Annotated in this window: 19 protein-coding genes; 5 read left to right on the top strand and 14 right to left on the bottom strand. The window is 44.1% G+C overall.

What is annotated here, in order from left to right; all coding sequences use genetic code 11:
* Positions 1-35 precede the first annotated feature (35 nt).
* The 3 genes from OSCI_RS20090 (at position 36) to OSCI_RS20100 (ending at position 4,388) form a co-directional block, all read left to right on the top strand.
* Positions 36-2,144, top strand: a complete 2,109-nt coding sequence (locus OSCI_RS20090; protein WP_007356951.1) for an SPFH domain-containing protein — start codon at positions 36-38, stop codon at positions 2,142-2,144.
* Between the two features lie 67 nt (positions 2,145-2,211).
* Complete coding sequence (locus tag OSCI_RS20095) at positions 2,212-2,496, top strand: DUF2470 domain-containing protein (protein WP_007356952.1); 285 nt, start codon at positions 2,212-2,214, stop codon at positions 2,494-2,496.
* Between the two features lie 308 nt (positions 2,497-2,804).
* Positions 2,805-4,388 (top strand): AAA family ATPase, encoded by a 1,584-nt coding sequence (locus OSCI_RS20100; protein ID WP_007356953.1) that lies wholly within the window; start codon positions 2,805-2,807, stop codon positions 4,386-4,388.
* 17 nt (positions 4,389-4,405) lie between these two features.
* On the opposite strand, the gene OSCI_RS20105 is transcribed toward OSCI_RS20100, so the two are convergent.
* The 5 genes from OSCI_RS20105 to OSCI_RS20125 form a co-directional block, all read right to left on the bottom strand.
* Positions 4,406-5,644 carry an aminotransferase class I/II-fold pyridoxal phosphate-dependent enzyme gene (locus OSCI_RS20105; protein WP_234708782.1) on the bottom strand — a complete coding sequence of 413 codons (1,239 nt, stop codon included), beginning with the start codon at positions 5,642-5,644 and terminating at the stop codon, positions 4,406-4,408.
* Positions 5,645-5,778: 134 nt separating this feature from the next.
* Positions 5,779-6,831: a GTPase ObgE gene (obgE, locus tag OSCI_RS20110; protein WP_007356955.1), complete on the bottom strand. Its 1,053-nt coding sequence runs from the start codon at positions 6,829-6,831 to the stop codon at positions 5,779-5,781.
* 460 nt (positions 6,832-7,291) lie between these two features.
* Entirely contained in the window at positions 7,292-7,993 is a 702-nt protein-coding gene (locus OSCI_RS20115) for a Mo-dependent nitrogenase C-terminal domain-containing protein (protein WP_007356956.1), read from the bottom strand.
* Positions 7,994-8,138: 145 nt separating this feature from the next.
* Positions 8,139-9,212, bottom strand: a complete 1,074-nt coding sequence (locus OSCI_RS20120) for a class I SAM-dependent methyltransferase (RefSeq protein WP_007356957.1) — start codon at positions 9,210-9,212, stop codon at positions 8,139-8,141.
* Between the two features lie 149 nt (positions 9,213-9,361).
* On the bottom strand, positions 9,362-9,688 hold the full coding sequence (locus tag OSCI_RS20125) for a 30S ribosomal protein PSRP-3 (protein ID WP_007356958.1): 327 nt from the start codon (positions 9,686-9,688) through the stop codon (positions 9,362-9,364).
* A gap of 88 nt (positions 9,689-9,776) precedes the next feature.
* Between OSCI_RS20125 and OSCI_RS20130 the strand changes: the two genes are divergently transcribed.
* Together OSCI_RS20130 and OSCI_RS20135 are read left to right on the top strand one after the other, a co-directional pair.
* Positions 9,777-10,580: a TIGR01548 family HAD-type hydrolase gene (locus OSCI_RS20130; protein ID WP_007356959.1), complete on the top strand. Its 804-nt coding sequence runs from the start codon at positions 9,777-9,779 to the stop codon at positions 10,578-10,580.
* An 821-nt stretch (positions 10,581-11,401) separates the two neighbouring features.
* On the top strand, positions 11,402-11,998 hold the full coding sequence (locus OSCI_RS20135; RefSeq protein ID WP_007356962.1) for a YdcF family protein: 597 nt from the start codon (positions 11,402-11,404) through the stop codon (positions 11,996-11,998).
* Positions 11,999-12,050: 52 nt separating this feature from the next.
* Here the strand turns inward: OSCI_RS20135 and OSCI_RS20140 are convergent, their stop codons facing one another.
* From OSCI_RS20140 to plsX, 9 genes are all read right to left on the bottom strand, one after another.
* Positions 12,051-12,344 carry a DUF2288 domain-containing protein gene (locus OSCI_RS20140; RefSeq protein ID WP_007356963.1) on the bottom strand — a complete coding sequence of 98 codons (294 nt, stop codon included), beginning with the start codon at positions 12,342-12,344 and terminating at the stop codon, positions 12,051-12,053.
* Between the two features lie 172 nt (positions 12,345-12,516).
* Complete coding sequence (locus OSCI_RS20145) at positions 12,517-13,155, bottom strand: lysophospholipid acyltransferase family protein (protein ID WP_007356964.1); 639 nt, start codon at positions 13,153-13,155, stop codon at positions 12,517-12,519.
* A gap of 131 nt (positions 13,156-13,286) precedes the next feature.
* The gene (locus tag OSCI_RS20150) at positions 13,287-13,574 is read right to left on the bottom strand and encodes a BrnA antitoxin family protein (RefSeq protein ID WP_007356965.1); all 288 of its coding nucleotides are present in this window, start codon (positions 13,572-13,574) and stop codon (positions 13,287-13,289) included.
* Positions 13,537-13,812, bottom strand: a complete 276-nt coding sequence (locus tag OSCI_RS20155; protein WP_007356966.1) for a BrnT family toxin — start codon at positions 13,810-13,812, stop codon at positions 13,537-13,539. Before OSCI_RS20155 ends, OSCI_RS20150 begins: the two co-directional genes overlap by 38 nt.
* Positions 13,813-13,834: 22 nt before the next feature.
* Complete coding sequence (locus OSCI_RS20160) at positions 13,835-14,776, bottom strand: phosphate ABC transporter substrate-binding protein (RefSeq protein WP_007356967.1); 942 nt, start codon at positions 14,774-14,776, stop codon at positions 13,835-13,837.
* A 9-nt stretch (positions 14,777-14,785) separates the two neighbouring features.
* On the bottom strand, positions 14,786-15,496 hold the full coding sequence (locus OSCI_RS20165; protein ID WP_007356969.1) for a PspA/IM30 family protein: 711 nt from the start codon (positions 15,494-15,496) through the stop codon (positions 14,786-14,788).
* A gap of 162 nt (positions 15,497-15,658) precedes the next feature.
* Positions 15,659-16,540, bottom strand: a complete 882-nt coding sequence (fabD, locus tag OSCI_RS20170; RefSeq protein WP_007356970.1) for an ACP S-malonyltransferase — start codon at positions 16,538-16,540, stop codon at positions 15,659-15,661.
* A gap of 173 nt (positions 16,541-16,713) precedes the next feature.
* Entirely contained in the window at positions 16,714-17,712 is a 999-nt protein-coding gene (locus tag OSCI_RS20175; RefSeq protein ID WP_007356971.1) for a beta-ketoacyl-ACP synthase 3, read from the bottom strand.
* Positions 17,713-17,861: 149 nt separating this feature from the next.
* Positions 17,862-18,896 (bottom strand): phosphate acyltransferase PlsX, encoded by a 1,035-nt coding sequence (plsX, locus tag OSCI_RS20180; protein WP_007356972.1) that lies wholly within the window; start codon positions 18,894-18,896, stop codon positions 17,862-17,864.
* Between the last annotated feature and the right edge of the window lie 115 nt (positions 18,897-19,011).

The following is a 19,011-nucleotide window of genomic DNA, read 5'->3' on the forward strand; positions in this document are numbered from 1 at the left end:
TAAGCTTGAGCTAATTGCTCCCGATGAGGGAAGTTATGAAAAGTTGCACAGAAAAAATCGCTCTGCTTCATTGTAATTATCAAGTCAAAGTTCGTACTCTGAAATGGTTAGTTGCTATCCTAGCAGCAACACTGACGATCGCAACAGTAGGGGCAGTCAAACCTGCACCTGCTGCTGAGCTAGTAACGCAAGCTAACTCTAGCCAAAGGCTCAGCCCAGTACCCCAGATGAGTCCGCAAATAGAGACAGTACAACAAGACTTACTGGGTGGAATCTTACCAATTATTCTGATCGGTGGCGCAATCGTCTGCATTCCTCTATTTTTTGGGGGTTTGGTGGTAATAGGCGATCGCGAAGTCGGCATTATCAGCAAAAAATTTAGCTTTTCGGGAAAATCCCTGCCCCCCGGCCGTTTAATTGCCCTCGATGGCGAAGCTGGATATCAGGCCGATACCTTACCTCCAGGGTGGCACTGGGGCTATTGGCCCATACAGTACAACGTTCGCAAAGAACCCGTTACTGTAGTCCCCCAAGGTGAAATTGCTCTAATTGTCGCCGCAGATGGTGCGCCCATTCCGCCGCAGCGCATTCTCGGCAAAGTTACAGATTCTGATAATTTCCAAGATGCCCGTAAATTCCTCAAAAGTGGTGGGGAAAAAGGTCGCCAACTGGGTATTATTACCACTGGTACTTACCGTATTAATACTGCTCTGTTCACGGTAATTACTGCTGCTAACGCCGCTAAACATGGCATGAGTGCCGAACAGTTACGCCTCTACAGTATCAACCCCGATAAAGTTGGAATTGTCACCACATTTGACGGTATCCCGATTGAAGCTGGCGAAATCGCGGGAGAAACGATCCCCGATCACGACAATTTCCAAAACGCTCAGAAATTCATCAGTGGCGGTGGTAGGCGCGGGTTGCAAGAACAAGTTTTGCTCTCTGGTTCTTGGAACCTGAACCCTTGGTTTGCTGGTGTCGAACAAGTGGCGATGACAGAAATTCCGATCGGCTATGTTGGCGTGGTAATTTCTTATGTAGGCAATACCTCGGAAGATGTCAGCGGTGCTGCTTTTACTCATGGAAACTTAGTAAATCCTGGCAATAAAGGTGTTTGGGTTGCACCTCTTTATCCTCGCAAACATCCGCTCAATACTCGGATTTTAAAAGTAGAGTTAGTGCCTACTACTAACATTGTGCTTAACTGGTCGAGGCGCATGGAAAGACATAGTTATGATTCTCAACTTTCGTCTCTGACTGTGTGTTCTAAAGATGGTTTTTCCTTTGATTTAGAAGTATCACAAATTATTCACGTCGGGGCTTTAGATGCTCCCAAAGTGATCTCGCGGGTGGGTTCGATGCAAAATTTAGTGGATCATGTTTTGCAACCGACTATTGGCAATTACTTTCGTAATTCTGCCCAGGCTTATACTGTGTTGGACTTTCTGACGGCTAGAAGTGAGAGACAAGCGGAGGCTGCGGAGTATATTAAAAGCGCACTTCGTTCTTACGATGTGCAGGCAATTGATACTTTGATCGGGGATATTTTGCCGCCTGCGGAACTGATGCAGACGCAAACCGATCGCAAAATTGCTGAAGAACAACGCAAGACCTATGATGTGCAGCAAATGGCTCAAACTCAACGGCAGCAGTTGGTACGGGAAACGGCCCTCGCGGATATTCAGCAAGAAATGGTTAAATCTGAGCAGGGTGTGAAAATTGCTGAGTTGAAGGCGAATGCTCAAATTCAGGAAGCAATGGGGGAGGCCGAGTCAATTCGGATGACGGGAAATGCTAAGGCTGAAGCTTATCGCGCGGGGGTGGTGGCTTTGGGAACTTCTGGCTATACAGCGTTGCAGCTTATGCAGGTAATTGGCGATCGCCAAGTTCGGGTTGTTCCCGATGTTGCTGTCACTGGTAACGGCGGTGGTACGGGGTTAATTGATGGGTTACTGGGGATGATGCTGTGGAATCAAAATGGTAAGCACGAAAGTTCTGATCCTACAACACAGGGAGAATCGACTGTTTTGCCTTCTGTCACAACAGCAGTCTCAAATCCGGCGGGATCTCCTGCGGCTCAAAAAGCTAAAAGCGATCGGCACTTGCATAAATCGCCCCTAGATTCTCCTCCTTTAAGCTAGCTTGATTGTGGTAAGTTCGTATGTATTGATATTTTGTACCATTATCAATACTACGAGAAATTGACTCATGTCTGAAACGTTTTCAACTGAAATTAGCGATCGCATCTGCTCTCACATGAACGAAGATCATGGGAATGCTGTAGTGCTTTACGCTCAAGCATTTGGTGGCATTTCCAGTGCAGCATCAGCACAAATGCGGGCAATTGATGCTACTGGCATGAATTTAACTGCTCAAGTCAATGGCGAAGATGTGCCCGTCCGTGTTAGCTTCGACCATATTTTAAAAGATGCCGAAGATGCTCACCACACTCTGATTGCTATGGTTAAACAGGCGCGGCAACTTAGCGAATAAACTAAATTTAAGCGATGTTAGGCTTGCTAATTCTTTCGATCTCTAGACTTACACACCGAGCGCGAAAACAAATCAGAGATTGTTTGGGGATTAGTTAATTCCTGGCAATACTTCCGACTGCTTCGCTGCGATGCCTTCGGCCGGCGTAGCCATCGCAACGACGAAAGATGCTAAGCTTGCCTAATTCCAAGCACAACTACCAAGACAGTTAGGACGTTCTTAAATTACGGAAATTATTGCTTTGATTGCATATTATTTCTGATTTAAAACTGCTGAATTTTGCAATAAATCTAAAATCGTTAAATTCAATGATAGAAAATCCTCTTTATCCTAAAGGCAGTAATGCTGTTATTGGAGACGAAAATGCGCCTTTGTCTCCACTTGTAAAAAAACTAAATTTAATGATTTTGGCGCGTTACCCACTACTATATATTGTCGCCGCCGAAGAAGAACCCGCCGAAGAAATAATTTCGCAAGTAGCACGAGAGCTAACTCCTTCGCGCCGAATTTTATTGTGGGATATTGTGCGCGGCTGGGATGACAATGGCTCTGCTAAAGGCTCAGTAATGGCAGCACTGGATCGAATTAGCAAAACTTCGGCTGAGGAATATACAATATTTGTACTGCGCGATTTACATCCTATTTTGAAATATCCCTACACAGAAAAAAATGCTCCCGCAGTTCGGGAGTTGCGGAATTTGGCACGGGAATTAAAGCGCAGCCGTAAGACGATAATTTTAACTTCTCACGTACTGGAATTACCAGAAGAATTGAAGGAGGAAGTAACAGTAGTTGACTTTCTTTTACCCAACGTAGAAGAGATTAATTATTTAATTTCTCAGTTTACCGATCGTCCAGAACAGTTAGAGATGAGCGACCTAGCAAAGGAACAGTTAGTAAAAGCTTGTCAAGGATTAAGTAGAGCTAGAATTAGGCGGGTTTTAGCTAAAGCCTTAGCAGCAAAACAGCAGATAAATGAGTCCGATATAGATGAGGTATTGGAAGAGAAGCGACAAGCAATTAGGCAGACGGGAATTCTAGAGTTTTTTACGACAAAAGAATCGCTAAAAAGTGTAGGGGGATTAGATAATTTAAAAGAGTGGATAAAACTGCGACAGGATGCTTTTACTGAGGAGGCTCAGCGCTACGGTATACCTAATCCTAAAGGAGTTTTGCTCGTAGGAATTCAAGGTAGTGGTAAATCACTTGCTGCTAAAAGTATTGCTCATGAATGGCATTTACCACTGTTACGAATGGATACTGGGAAGCTATTCGGGGGAATTGTAGGGGAAAGTGAAAGCCGCATTAGGCAAATGATTGAGTTAGCAGAAGCGATCGCGCCTTGTGTTTTGTGGATAGATCAAATTGACCTGGCTTTTGGGAATATTAATAGCGCTACAGAAAGGGATTCAGGTACGTCGCGGCGGGTATTTAGCAGTTTGATCAATTGGATGCAGGAAAAGACAAGTTCTGTGTTTATTGTGGCAACTGCAAATAATGTACGAATGTTGCCGATTGAGTTGTTACGAAAGGGTAAATTTGATGAGATTTTCTTTTTAAGTTTGCCCCATGAAATGGAAAGGTTAGAGATTTTTAAAGTACATTTGCAGCGGTTGCGTGGCGAAAGGTTAGGAGAGTTTGATTTGGCTTTGTTGGCAAGGCGTACTCAGGATTTTAGTGGTGCAGAAATTGAACAAGTTGTGATTGACGGGTTATATCGGGCATTCGGGACTTTTGTCAATGGACAGCGTAAAGATTTGACAACGGAGGATATTTTAAGTGCAATTGAGGATACTGTACCATTGGCTGCGTTCGCAGGAGATAGAATTCAAGATTTGAATCAGTGGGCGACTGAAACTGGGGCGAAAATAGCATCTAAGGATAAGTATTAGAAAGAAGGGGCTAGGGGCTAGGGGCTAGGGACTAGGGAAAGAGGAGGAGATGGGGAGAGGGGGAGATGGGGAGATTTTTCTAGTTGATTGTCGTTTCTTTTTACATTTTTCCTGCTTAAATTTCGGTGGGAAATAGTCATAAAAGCTTCAATTAAACGATCGATATCTGACTCTGTATTTCCCAGACTGATAATAAATGTTAAATGCTTTAACATTGGTAATTCAGCAGTCACACCTAATTCTTCATTGAGAATTTCATCAACTGCAAAGCCACTCAATCCTAAATCTGAGATTTTAACAGTTAATCTAGTTGAATCTAAGCTAACAAAACCAGGAGTATTTAAAAGTTCTAAAACTGATAATCCTGGAATTTCACTAAGGCGCGATCGCGCTGTCTCAGCTAACATTAAAGTTCGCGTCATTAACTCTTCTCCATGCAGTGCCATTTGCTGACGAGCTGCATCTAAAGATGCTAAAAGTAGATAACTAGGACTGGTAGATTGAACCAATTGTAAGGCTCTATTTAGTCTAGAGATATTAATATAATTTCCCTGAACGTGCAACATAGAAGCCTGAGTCATCGCACCCAGAACTTTATGAGTAGATTGTACCGTTAAATCTGCACCACAACTTAAGGCAGTTCTTGGTAAATCTGGATGAAAATTAAAATGTGCGCCGTGCGCTTCATCTACTAATAAAGGAATATGATATTGATGTGTAAGTTGCGCGATCTCCTCTAAATTTCCACATACGCCGTGATAAGTTGGATAAACTACCATCACCGCTTTAGCATCGGGATGTTGTTCTAAAGCAATTGCTAAATTTTTCGGTGTAATACAGTTAGCTATATCCCAATTAGCATCATATTCAGGATTAACAAAAATTGGAATTGCACCAGAAAGAATTAAACCTGAAATAGCCGATTGATGGATATTTCGAGGTAAAATAATCTTGTCTCCCTGACTGCAAGTAGCCAAAATTGCAGCTACTATTCCGCAAGTTGAACCGTTGGTTAAAAACCAAGTAAATTCTGCACCAAATGCCTCAGCAGCTAACTGTTGCGCTTCTAAAATTACACCTTCGGGAGCAAATAGGTTATCTAACTCTGGTAACTCCGGCAAATCTGCTCTAAATACCGCTATTCCTAACAAGTCCGAAAGGGGTTTTGATATGCCTACCCCCAGCTTATGTCCAGGTGCATAAAATGGTGCATTGGACTTATTTGTACAATCTCGTAAGGCATCTAGTAAAGGCATTTTTACTTGAGACTTTATACCTGACACGCTTAATCCTTTTAATCTACAGGACTTAGGTATTGTAACGATGTAACAAGGTTTTGGGATTGCTTCATTACACGACAAAAACAAGTTCTTTTTGTGTAATTCTTAATCTATTTTAGGGGAATTACTAACTCCGCAGACTGGCGTTCTTCGCGTTCCTTCTCATTCATCTCATCAAGTTTACCCCATACTTCTTGCATTAACTCTTCTAAACCAACGCGGCTAACAGCAGAAATCAATAAAACTGGAGCTTTTGCTAGTTCACCTAGTCTGCTAATTAGACTATGAATTTCCTCACTTTCAGTATCAATCGCATCCACTTTATTGACTGCTAAAATTAGTTGTCTATCCGCCAAACCTCGCCCGTAAGCCTTTAATTCTTCCTGAATAGTTAGATAATTGGCAACCGGATTTTCATCAGTAATATCAATCAAATGCAGCAATAAACGAGTGCGTTCAATATGGCGTAAAAAGTCATGGCCAAGACCTGCACCCGCGTGTGCTCCCTCAATTAACCCTGGAATATCAGCAAAAACTGTGCCGTCACCAGTTGGCTTTCTTACTACTCCTAAATTCGGTACTAAAGTTGTAAATGGGTAATCTGCTATTTTTGGTCTGGCAGCAGATAAAGCAGAAATTAGCGTAGATTTTCCCGCATTTGGTAAACCAATAATTCCCACTTCAGCTAATAGTTTTAACTCTAGCCGTAACATCCGTACTTCACCATCTTTTCCCGGCATAGCATAATCGGGAGCGCGGTTAGAATTGGTCAAAAAACATTTATTTCCCAATCCACCTTTACCTCCTTGAGCAACACAAAGAGTTTGACCAGGTTTAATTAAATCTCCCAGAAGTTCGTTAGTTTCCGCATCATATACAACTGTGCCACAAGGAACCTCAATAGTGCGTTCGCTTCCCTGAGCTCCTGTCATATTTTTTGGCCCGCCGCGTTTGCCATCTTCTCCTTTAAAAATGCGGGCGTATCTAAAATCTAGGAGTGTTTGTAGGCGTTCTACTGCTACCATATTTACAGAACCGCCTTTGCCACCATTGCCGCCGGAAGGCCCGCCGGCTGGGACGTATTTCTCCCGCCGAAATGCTACCATGCCGTCGCCGCCTTTGCCAGCTACGACTTGAATTTCTGCCTGATCTATGAATTGCATAATTTGGTAATTGGTAATTGGTAATTGTTAACTGTTAACTGTTAACTGTTAACTGGTAATAGGTAATGGGTAATAGGTAATAGGTAATGGGTAATGGGTAATGGGTAATTGGTGATTGGGAGTAAAAGTTAGGATGTTGAAGTGTAAGTGAAACCCATCTTTGATAAGAAGGAACAAGGATTTAGTTATCTAAAAGATTGGGAAGAATTTATGAAAAAGAATTTAGGTAGGAAGAAAAACTCATGCTGACCGAGGTATTCGTAATATTGACAAATTTACTCTGAATTTTTCTACTTTTTATCTTTAGCATAGCTGCCTTCTTCCTTCTCCCGATCGCAAATCTGGCTTAAATATCCCCCTTATTTCCTAGTCCGCGCAGGCGGACTTTGTTTGTATAGTAGCGGTTTAAACCGCCGAGCGATTTATTACCAATTACCAATTACCAATTACCAATTACCAATTAGCAGTATTCCGAAATATCCTCCTTACAGTCATCTGCCAAATAAGAGAGAGCTCGGAAGCGCAAACCTACTAATTGATCGTAGAGAGGATTTAGTTTACACATTGGGGGAATGTGAACTAGCTTGCGGCCAAATAGAGTGATGTCTCGCTCAAAAGGGCACTGGGGCGGAATCATTTTGCAGACAAAATGAGCCAAACTGGGATCGTGGATTTCCCAGCCATCCAGCCATACTCTAACAGGTTGCAAGACATCTCTGTGGGGGCTGCGATCGCGTGCCGCCTTAAATGCACGCTCTTCCTCTGATGCAGCAGCATTATTCGTATCCTCTATAGTGTGTCGCAAAGCTGCGATCGCATCCACCTTCACCCCAAAAGCATCGCAAAGCTCATGCAGCAATTCATCTTCGCAGAAAGAATATATACCGTCTGCTAGAGCCACCATTACTGCTGTCCTCAAGAAATTCTCAGCAGTCACCCTGTCTTGCCCTAAAACAGCCACTAATTCCTGTGGCGATATGGGTTCAAAAATCGCATCAACTGATGCCTCGTCTGCAAATTCAGCTTGAGTTAAGGAAGCAATCAAATCTTGTTCTCCCTCATCAAAATTACCATCAGCCCAAGCAATGGTTAGTAAGCCGCGCAGCCAAACCGCAATCTGTTCGTTAGTGTAGGAAGTTTTCACAGTGTTAATCATGGCCATCGTTTCCAAGTATTACCTAAGTCAAAACTCAAAACTCAAAACTCCTAACTTTGATCTATTCATTAGTGTAGGAAGTTTTCACAGTGTTAATCATGGCTATCGTTTTAAAGTATTACCTAAGTCAAAACTCAAAACTCAAAACTTTTTAAAGCCGCCGACACAAAATCCAGCGTAATTCCATTGGCGGACGGGCATTTGCCATTGGAAATACATCTCTGCCAGTTGCCCAACTAGAAAACCAGGGCGTAGGAGGCCACGCCCCTGATGGCAAGTTGTGGCGTTCGTATTCAAACACTAACTCATTGGAGATTTGTACTAGCGGCAGTCCTTCCATTGCTGCTGCTAATTCTTTGGGGGTAAAGAGGGTAGACCATGACATTTGCGCCACTTCTCGCACTAGGGAATCGGGTTCGTACCCATCGGCGGTTAAAAAGACACTAAATAGCAATAAGCCGCCAGAACATAGAAAATCGCACATTTTAGCGAGAAATAGCCGGACTTGATCGGATTCTCGAAAATGAGAAATTAGTTCAGCCGCGATCGCAATTTGGTAATTAGCCGGACGCATCCGCACTAACGGATCGAGCACGTCCCCCAAAGTCACATTCACAGGCAACTTTTCTGACTCGACTGCAACTCGCAACTGTTCGACAAAACCCGCAGTTAACTCGATCGCATCCACAGGGTGGCCCAGTCTCGCTAAGGGCAGTGTATTACGCCCTGTTCCTGCTCCTACATCCAAAATCCTTACTTTACGAGGATCGCCTAATTTAGCAGCAATTGCCATCAATTTAGCATCTGGATGAGAGCCAAAAAGAGGTGGTTCTCTCGTCTCTACCCATGTCTTATACTGGTCTCCCATTGTGGAGCTAGCAATTACTAATTTACAAGCTAAACCAGTTTGAGGAGGCTGAACTGACTCGTATTGGAGAATTAGCATGGAAGCAGTGGAAACGCTAAACCCAGTAGCTAATTTACTTGCTATAAGCTGGCGCAATTCTGTTTGTTTTTCTGGAGGCAGTGGGCGACCGAGAGCGTGAAATAATTGGTCTATCCACTTAAGATAATCCTCAAGCATCCCCGGTATGCAAGGGAAAATTACCTCGCCACGAGCAATAACGCGAGTATTAACTTTGTAGAGGATAGCCTGTTTTAGGACATCGGAATTAGTTATCAGCGGCAAGTATTCGCTGTTGTCAATTGTATTTTCACTGCCCATAAAACTTACAGTTTTTGAGCCGATCGATACAGTTTCTCCGAGAGTTAATATTGCTTTCGACTGTGCCGTTATTACTCATAAAATCCTTAGAGTTAAGAGTTAACAGTTAACGGTTAACGGTTAACAGTTAACAGTTAACAGTTAACCACTTAGTTACTGCCTGTAAAAGTCACTTCGGGAAATCTTCCTTGAGCTTCTGCCATTGGCCGCCGTCTGCCTTCTTCTTGCCAGTAGTTGATGACTTCTGTAGCTTTATTGAGGATTTCTACGCGATCGTTGTCGGCGATCCAGTGTTTGGCTTCTAGTTCGTTTTTTAGCTCTTCCCAGGCATCTTTGCGGGGCCAGAAAAAGTAAGCTGTCAAAGGGCTAGTACCTTTGCCTACAACTTGGTCAACGGCGAGTGCCACGTTCTCTTCTAACCAGAGAACCTTTAAGATGAACTTGGACAAACCAACTTCCGGGGTAGACTTAGCCATGTTAAAAAATTAATACAATCGCTAATTGTACCACAATTTTAGCAGATTAGAGATGCAAAATTTAAATTTTATCAGAGCTTAAGGATCGATGCCAAATCAAAAAGTTATTGTTGTGTTTGATATTGATGGAGTAGTGCGTGACGTGGGGGGATCGTATCGACGCGCGATCGCAGATACAGTTGAGCATTTCACCTCATCCGCCTATCGTCCCACTTCTGAGGATATCGACAGCCTCAAGTCTGAGGGTCTGTGGAATAACGACTGGGATGCTTCCCAAGAGTTAGTTTACCGCTACTTCGAGAGTAAAAGTCAGTTGCGATCGCACCTTGATTTAGACCGAGATGCCTTAATCGCCTTTTTCCAAAGTCGCTACCGAGGGACAAACCCCGAAAACTGGACGGGTTATATCTGTTCTGAACCTTTGCTGCTACAGCCAGCCTACCTGGAAAGTCTAACTCAAGGGGCGATCGCTTGGGGATTTTTCAGCGGCGCGATGCGAGATGAAGCCCTTTATGTCTTACAAGGTAAACTCGGCTTAACCTCACCAGTGCTTGTGGCGATGGAAGATGCACCCGGCAAACCAGACCCGACTGGACTATTCGCAACAGTTGAGCAACTGCAAAGTCAGCAGGGAATAGATGAATCTACCCCAGTGATTTATGTCGGTGACACCGTTGCTGATATGTACACAGTTGAAAAAGCCCGAAAACTTCAGCCGTCTAGGGTTTGGGTTGGCGTAGGAATTTTGCCCCCTCACGTTCAGCAGACTCAAGAACGCCGCGAATCCTACACTACTACTTTGATAAATGCAGGTGCAGCAATGGTTTTCAGCAATGTTAAGCAGTTGACACCAGTAGAAATTGAGAAATTAGCGATCGCATATCAACCGTAACGCCGCCCAGAGGGAGTAATTATAGCATTCACCAAGGCAATTAAGACACGATGCCTCCGGCTGGCTACGCCTACGATTGCTGGAACCCGCTGATTCTATTCCCTTATTCCCTTATTCCCTTATTCCCTTATTCCCTTATTCCCTTATTCCCTATATTCCCTATATTCCCTATATTCCCTTCTTCCCTAGCCCCTAGCCCCTAGCCCCTAGCCCCTTCCCCTAGCCCCTAGCCCCTAGCCCCTAGCCCCTTCTTCCCCTAGCAAGGGCGGCGTTACGAACAATTTTGTCTCAATCCTGAAAAAATTGCGATCGTAAATACGTAAATATCGAGTTAGCAATGCTATCATCATAACGATTTCGTATTTGGGGCTGTGGCTCAGATGGATAGAGCAAGCGCCTCCTGAAAAATCGGGCACCCTGCGAGGAAACTCCGGGAGTGAATGTGGTCAAACTCAAGGAAGCCTAAGTCTGACAGCAGATATGGTAATCTTGAGCCAAGCTTTACCCAACAACGGGTAAAGAAGGTGCAGAGACTGGCTTTAAGGAGCTTAAACAAATCTCCTTAAACATACGGCCACCACCTAAAGGCTACAAGTCTACGGTGAAGGAATAGTCCAGAGAGTGGGGAAACTCACACAAATCTGAAGCGCTAGGTCGCCGGTTCAAATCCGGCCAGTCCCGTTAAATAATTAAGAATTAAAAATTAAAAATTAAAAATGAATACCCTTCATTTTTAATTTTTGATTCCTGTTGGTAGGGTATGCCTGTCGGATGTTATATCAAGGCTCCTCTGTCAGCTAGCCAGAGTTTTTGTACATATAATGCGGTTGAATATTGGTTTAAGCAGGCGACGTTATCGAAGTTCTAAAACTTCTAGTAAAAGTTGGTTTCTGATGGTGCTTTTGATTGTGTGTTGGTTTGGGTTTAATCAAATCAAAAGTTATTGGGAGCAACCCCAGGCTTTATTTGTACTAGGGGGCGCTGCGGAGCGAGAGGTGTTTGCAGCCAAATTTGCCCGCGAACATCCTCAATTGCCTATCTGGGTATCTTCTGGGAGCAATCCAGAATATGCAGAATGGGTATTTGCGGAGGCCGGGATCGATCCAGAGCGTTTACATCTAGATTACCGAGCTGTGGATACGGTGACTAATTTTACAACCCTAGTGGATGAGTTAAAAGCTCAAGGCATTCAAAGTGTTTATTTGATTACTTCTGACGACCACATGAGGCGAGCTCGGATTATTGGGGAGATAGTTTTAGGTAGTAGAGGTATTAGTTTTAAGGCGATCCCCGTTCCCTCTGGACGAGCCCCAGAACCAATTGAAAAAGTAGTTAGAGATGGTGTTAGAGCTATTGTTTGGTTAACTACTGGTTATACAGGAGCTAGCCTTGGGCAATTAAAAATTGGTAATCGGTAATCGGTAATTGGTAATTGGTAATTGGTAATGGCTAATGGCTAATGGCTAATCGCTAATTGGTTTGTTCTTGAATTAACACATAAGGGGATACAATCAAAGCATTGAATTTTTTAGCCCGGTTTTCATTCCATTCAGCTATCTGCTCCGGTGATGGTTTAGTCATCTGTTGTTCGCTAATCCAACGCTGCACAAAATTTACATTATCAGAAGCGATCGCTTCTCCAACTTCCAGCAAATCTAATTCAGGTACAACGATCACCAAAACATCGCGCTCAACGTGAGGCATCAGCCACTCCCAATTTGCCTCATCCAAATTGTCTGCTAACTGTGTGTTCAAATTTTCCATTATTCGTTAGTTGTTAGTTGTTAGTTGTTAGTTGTTGGTTGTTGGTTGTTGGTTGTTAGTTGTTGGTTGTTAGTTGTTAGTTGTTTGCTGTCTTCATAAATCATAGTGATTAGCAATTACCAATTAGCAATTAGCCATTACCAATTACCAATTACCAATTACCAATTACCAATTATCTCCCTAAATCGTGCATAGCATTGATCTCGGTAGCACATCTTTGGGTAATAGCTTCTAATTCTTCGCGATCGCTAGAACCAGGCGCATCAATTACCTCACCAATCCGCACCGTCAGAGGCACAGAGCGCGGCACAGGAGAACCCTTACGGCTAATTTCGCTCGTACCCCATAAAGATACCGGCAACAGCGGAACCTTCGCCTTAGCCGCAATCAAAGCCGCCCCCAGCTTCGGTTCCGTAATCCTACCATCAGCAGTCCGAGTTCCTTGCAAAAATACTCCTGTCGCCCATCCCTGCTCTAAATAGCTCAAAGCCGAGCGAATAGCACTGCGATCTGCCATTCCCCTCTTGACAGGATAAGCACCATATAGTAAAATAGCTTTTTTCAAAATTGGAATCTCAAATAACTCCTCCTTCGCCATAAAAGCCACAGGCCGCTTCATGCAAGAAGAGAGAATCGGGGGGTCAAAGTCACTAGCATGATTGCTGACTACCACCAGCGGCCCCTGCTGAGGCACATTTTCAGCACCATAGATGCGACCCCGAAAATAAACGTGCAGCATGGGACTAACAACTGACCACTTGAACAAGTGGTAGAGCATTAAACTCTCAATCGGTTCGCGGCTTTTACTCACCAAACACCATCTTTAAATAACAGCTTATATTAGCCTACCAGGTTAAACTAACATTCCACAGATTTGACTGGGAATACAATGATTACTAGGCAATTTACGGCTAAATTTATTACTCCTAGTTCAAAAGATTCTCAAGGGTCATGGTTATGAATATACTCTGCCAACGCCTGATTAATCAGCGCTTGATATCCCTGCTTACCTGCCTTTCCCTCGAAGTATTCCACGATGAAAGCATCTAGGAGAATATCTACCCGCCGCTGACCTCGTTCAACAGGTTTTCCGCCAACCCGTAGTACCGCATTCCTCATCTGTTCTTCCGTCACTTCTGGGATGTCAGAAAGGTCAATATCCTCATCTTGGATAGTATCAATTCGCTCCCAATTAGTTTGAGAGGCTTTGGAAGAAAATGATTTGCTCACGTTTAGTTCCCTCCCTCATTGAAATGACACGAATTTCATCCCCAACTTCCGTATGGGCAAGCACCACCACACGCCCGCCTAACAGTCCCAGTGTAATGAATCGCTGCTCCCCATAAGTATAACGATTATCTTCAAACGTGAATGTTGCACCCTCGAAGACCTGGGAAGCATCCACAAAATCAAATCCGTGTTTGCCCAAATTTAATTGTCGCTTATTTTCATCCCAGGTGAAACGCATCCGTTAACTCATAAATCGTGAATCAATTTACCGCCAACATTGCCTGTCTACCTTCAGGAGAAGTCGCATAACCTAAAAAGGCTTGAACCGCTGGATTAGGAGGATTCTTGTAAACATAAAATAACTGTCGCTGAAAGGGATAATTAGCAGTACCAGGAGCTACACCATCAATAGGTATAACCCGAACAGTTTGCTGATTAGCAACTTGAGCATAGGTAGCATAAGCAATTCCATTATTTCCTAACTCTCGCAACAGCAAAGTTGTAGTATCCGATGGCATAGTCTTAATATTAGGAGTAGTGCCAAATTCACTACCTTTGAGCACCAGTTCCTTAAAGGATTGATGAGTACCACTAACAGGCGGTCGATTAACTACCTGAATGGGAATGGCTGCACCTCCAACGCTAGACCAATTATTAATTTTTCCGGTAAAAATTCCCTGAACTTGAGCAGACGTTAACCCACCAGTAAACGGATTATTCTTACCAACAACTACAGCAATTTGATCCGCTGCAATTGTGACTGCAACTAAACCCTGACTCTGTTCTTGAGATGTCAAAGGTCGGGATAAGGCTGCTATATCAGCCTTCCCAGCCGCTACATCAGCAATTCCCTTATTAGAACCACTAGCGCTAGTATTAACATTAGTCCCCGGAAACTTCACCTGAAAGCCATTCTTGAGGTTTTGATTAATTGTTACCATGCTAGTAGAACCATCAATCTTCAACGCAGTGCCCGCAGGTACAGAAGCAGGAACGGCAAAGGCAATAGAAGGTTGTGACCCGCCTGCTATTGGTGCAGTAGGTGGCGGCGGTGGCGGTGGTGGTGGAGTAGTTCCAGTTATATTAGCACTGGGATTCGTCTCTACTGCTGGCTGTCTTAAGAAGAACCAATAACCAGCAGCCGCAAGAGCTAGAAAGATGAGAATAAAAACAATTGGAGGAGGGCCGCTACTTTTCGCCATAAATTCTCCTTATTCGGGAAGTTGTTTTTTAGTGCTATCCAACATTTGCAGGCGGCGGGAAACTTCGTCGTCTGCGGTCATTTTTTCTAAATCTGCCTGGAGCTTTTCTTGGGGATTTTCTGATAGTTCTGCGAAGGCGTGTTCTTTGAGATTGCGACGCTGGACAGCACTTTTAGCTTGCTCGAATTGGGAGCGGGCAGAATCGATGCTAAGGTCATTGTTAACCTTAGCAATTTGTCCCAAAGCTGCGTTAATTTCAGCCATATCTTTCATATTCTGCATATCCATTTTGTAAGCTTCCAGCTTTTGCCGTTCGCGGTTTAATTTGTCTTTGGAAGCATTCACGTAATTTTCGGCCTGTTTTACCTGTTCTTCTAACTGCGGCAAAATTTGCTCGATTTGAATTACCTTCGACATTGCCAAACGCGCCGCATCTTCGTTACCGTTGCGTTGAGCCGTCATTGCTTGGCGCTCGAAAGTCTGTAAGTCCTTAATTTTTGCTTCATATTTCTGCTTGGCCCTCTGGTAAGCTGCGACTTGAGTAGCGACTGCTGCTGCCAGTTTTTGCACTGATTCCTGCATTGAGCGTAGAGATTGCTCGGCTACCTCTACTGCTACCTGGCCTCCAGATTCCACTGGTATTCCCCACAGCCAATTCCAAGTACCGACTATTGCTCTGCCTGCCTTTTCGCCCATCAACCAGTAAATTACTTTTTTCATAAGGGCTTGGTGAATTTTATTTTTACACCCAGTGTACTACAGGATTTTGGAAGGTAGCAATGTAGAAAGTAAGGTGGGCGCTCTGATTTAAATCCGTAAGTATTATTACGAATAATTATGAGCGCCCACCCGACAAAAGGTTAAAGGATAGTTAACTAAAAATTAATTCGGTACTTGAGCGGCAGTGCTGACATTTTCTAACTCTAAATCAGGAGAATTGCGTTTAATTAAACCTGTCAGCACTTTGCCGGGGCCGATTTCTATCACTTTTTCAACACCCTCTTGGGGTAATTGCAAACAGATTTCGCGCCACCGCACACCCTTGGTCATCTGTTGAGTTAAACGCTGCTTCAAAGTAGCTGCATTTGTAGTCGGTGCTGGTTCAGCATTTGAGAGTACAAATACTTTGGCATCTGAAAATCTTGTAGACTTTAAAACTTGTTGAAATTCTGCCGCTGCTGATGCCATCAAAGGTGAGTGAAATGCGCCTGAAACGTTTAATTTAACGGCGCGTTTTACCTTTATCTTTGCTAAAAGTCCCTCAACTGCCGCAGGTTTTCCAGAAATTACTACTTGTCCGTCGCTGTTGTCATTTGCTAACACTACGTCTTGGCTATATTGAATTTGTAATTCAAGTTGTTGACGGTCAAATCCCATTAAGGCTACCATTTGACCGCCGGAGGCGCTTTCCATGAGTTCGGAGCGACGTTTAACTAGGCGCAATCCTGTCTCAAAGTCAAATACACCTGCGGCATAAAGAGCGGTGTATTCTCCTAGACTGTGACCTGCAACTACAGCGGGGTAATGGCCTTTTTGACGCATTAAGTCTGCTAAAATACTTTCGACAACGTAAAGGCAAGGTTGAGTATAAAGGGTGCGAGAAAGTTTCTCTTCATCACCTTGGCAGAGTTGGGGGACAGACCATCCTAAAATCTGTTCTGCGAGGCTAAATTTGGCTTTTGCTCCTGGCAGTTCTAACAAATCTACACCCATTCCAACTGCCTGAGAACCTTGACCGGGAAATACCCATGCTGTTTTAGTCATTTTTTTGCTAATTGGTAATTGGTAATTGGTAATTGGTAATTGTTAACTGTTAACTGTTAACTGTTAACTGGTAATTTGTCAAATTCGTTATAGTTGTTAAATCCGTTTTCTTTTTATGTAATTTTCTTTCATTAGTTCCGATCTCCCTTTTGTAATAACTGACTGTTAGCCGTTTAACGCCCCCATTGAAAAATTGCTGCTCCCCAGGTCAATCCTGCACCAAAACCAGCAGCGGCGATCGCGTCGCCTGGTTTAATTTTACCTTGTCGCAAAGCTTCATCTAAAGCTAAGGGAATTGAAGCTGCTGAGGTGTTGCCGTAATTAGCGAGATTGCTGATTACTTTTTGTGGGGGGATTTTTAACCTCTGAGCTACTGCGTCGAGAATTCGTTGATTAGCTTGGTGTAGCAGGAGCCAGTCAATTTCCTCTACACTGATGTTTGAGCGGAAGAGGGCTTTTTCAATAACTTCGGGGACTTTTTTGACGGCAAAGCGATAGACTTCTTGACCGTTCATGGTGATAGGTTGATAAGCGCCTTGACCGATGGTAACGCCTGGAACTAATTCTTTGGGTTGGGGGCGGTAAGCTAGGTTGAGACAGGCATTTTGGGTGCCATCGCTGCGAATTTCAAATCCTAAAAGGCGATCGCGATCGTTGGCTTGCATTATGACTGCACCCGCACCATCGCCAAATAAAACACAAGTGCCTCGATCTGACCAATTTACCCAGCGGGAGAGAATATCAGCGCCAATTAATAAGACATTTTGATACGCCCCAGTGCGAATGAATTGCGCGGCGGTTACTAACCCGAAAACAAAGCCAGAACAAGCGGCTGTCAAATCAAAAGCTACAGCTTTGGTTGCGCCTAACTGAACTTGAATTTGGCTAGCAGTGCCGAATAAATCGTCAGCACTTGAGGTGGCTAAAATAATCAAGTCGATATCTGTTGGTGCTATTTGTGCCATTTCGATCGCCTGTTTGGATGCCTCGACTGCGATCGCGCACACAGAAGTCTCAGCATCCGCCAGTCGTCTTTGGCGAATCCCCGTTCTCGAACTAATCCACTCGTCAGATGTTTCCACGATCTGACTGAGTCCATCATTATCTAGGGTAACTTGCGGCGTACAAGAGCCGCTCCCTGTCAAGGCAATACCTATCCCTGATTGCTGCAACTTTCCTCTCCCAATAATTAGCTACCAGTTGGAGAAATTAAAAATTAAAAATTAAAAAGGTTGCTTTGATTAGCTGAAACTACTATTAATAATAAGTAATACAGCTTTTTGATTTTACCTTTTCAATTTTTAATTCCTGCAAACTTCCTCTAACTTCTAGCTTCTTGTTCCTGACCGCTTTTCTGATATTGCGACTGAATGCGCTCTAGCACTTGGTTATCAATCGCTTCTTTTGCCAGACGAATGGCATTGCTGATGGAATTTGCTTGAGATGAGCCATGACTGATAATGCAAACTCCAGCCACACCCAAAAGCAAACCACCTCCATGTTCAACGTGGTCTACCCGCTGCTTAAACCGCTTCAGACTTGGTTGCAACATCTTGGCAGCAATTTTGTTTTCGATCCCAGAGGACAATTCCTCTTTAAACATTTGCAGGACAATTTCGCCTACTGCCTCTGCAAACTTCAATAAGACATTACCCACAAACCCATCGCAAACGATCACATCAAAGTTACCAGAAAGTACGTCACGACCTTCAGCATTTCCAATAAAAGGAATCTGAGGATTATCAACTAACATCTGGTGGGTGCGTACCGCCTGGTCGTTTCCTTTAGAAGGTTCTTCCCCAATGTTGAGAAGTCCGACTTTGGGCTCGGTAACTCCGAGTACGTACTGGCTGTAAATCGTTCCCATGACGGCAAACTGCTCTAAATACTTAGGGCGACAGTCTACATTAGCACCGACATCGAGGATGAGTACCGGTCTGCTGGATACCATTGTGGGCAAAACAGCGCCGATCGCAGGGCGGTCAATGCCAGGGAGTCGGCCCAACCGCAGCAGGGCTGCGGCCATCGCGGCTCCTGAGTGACCGGCTGACACCACAGCGTCGGCTCGTTGCTGTTTTACTAAGTCCATTGCCACGTTAATTGAAGCCTTGGGTTTGCGTTTTAAGGCGCTTAAAGGCTCTTCGTGCATTTCTACCGTCCCCTCAGAGGGAACGATTTCTGGGTGAGGTGAGGCATGATGTTGCTTGAGCGAGGCTTCGATTTGCTCTGGGTCGCCCACGAGCAAAATTTCCACCCCTAATTTTTCCTGTGCCTTCAGCGCTCCCGCAACAATTTCAGCGGGGGCGTGATCCCCACCCATAGCGTCTATTGCAATCCTTGCGCGATTCGATCCCATTGACCAAAGTATGAGAAACCTTAAAAATTCTACCAGGAAGTCTGGATACACAAGTCATAACTAGGAATTCTGTATTTGCGATGGGTTCTAAAGGGAAGATGGGGGAGCGGGGGGG

The sequence above is a fragment of the Kamptonema sp. PCC 6506 genome, assembly GCF_000180455.1.
In the GTDB taxonomy this organism is placed as follows: Bacteria; Cyanobacteriota; Cyanobacteriia; order Cyanobacteriales; family Microcoleaceae; genus Kamptonema; species Kamptonema formosum.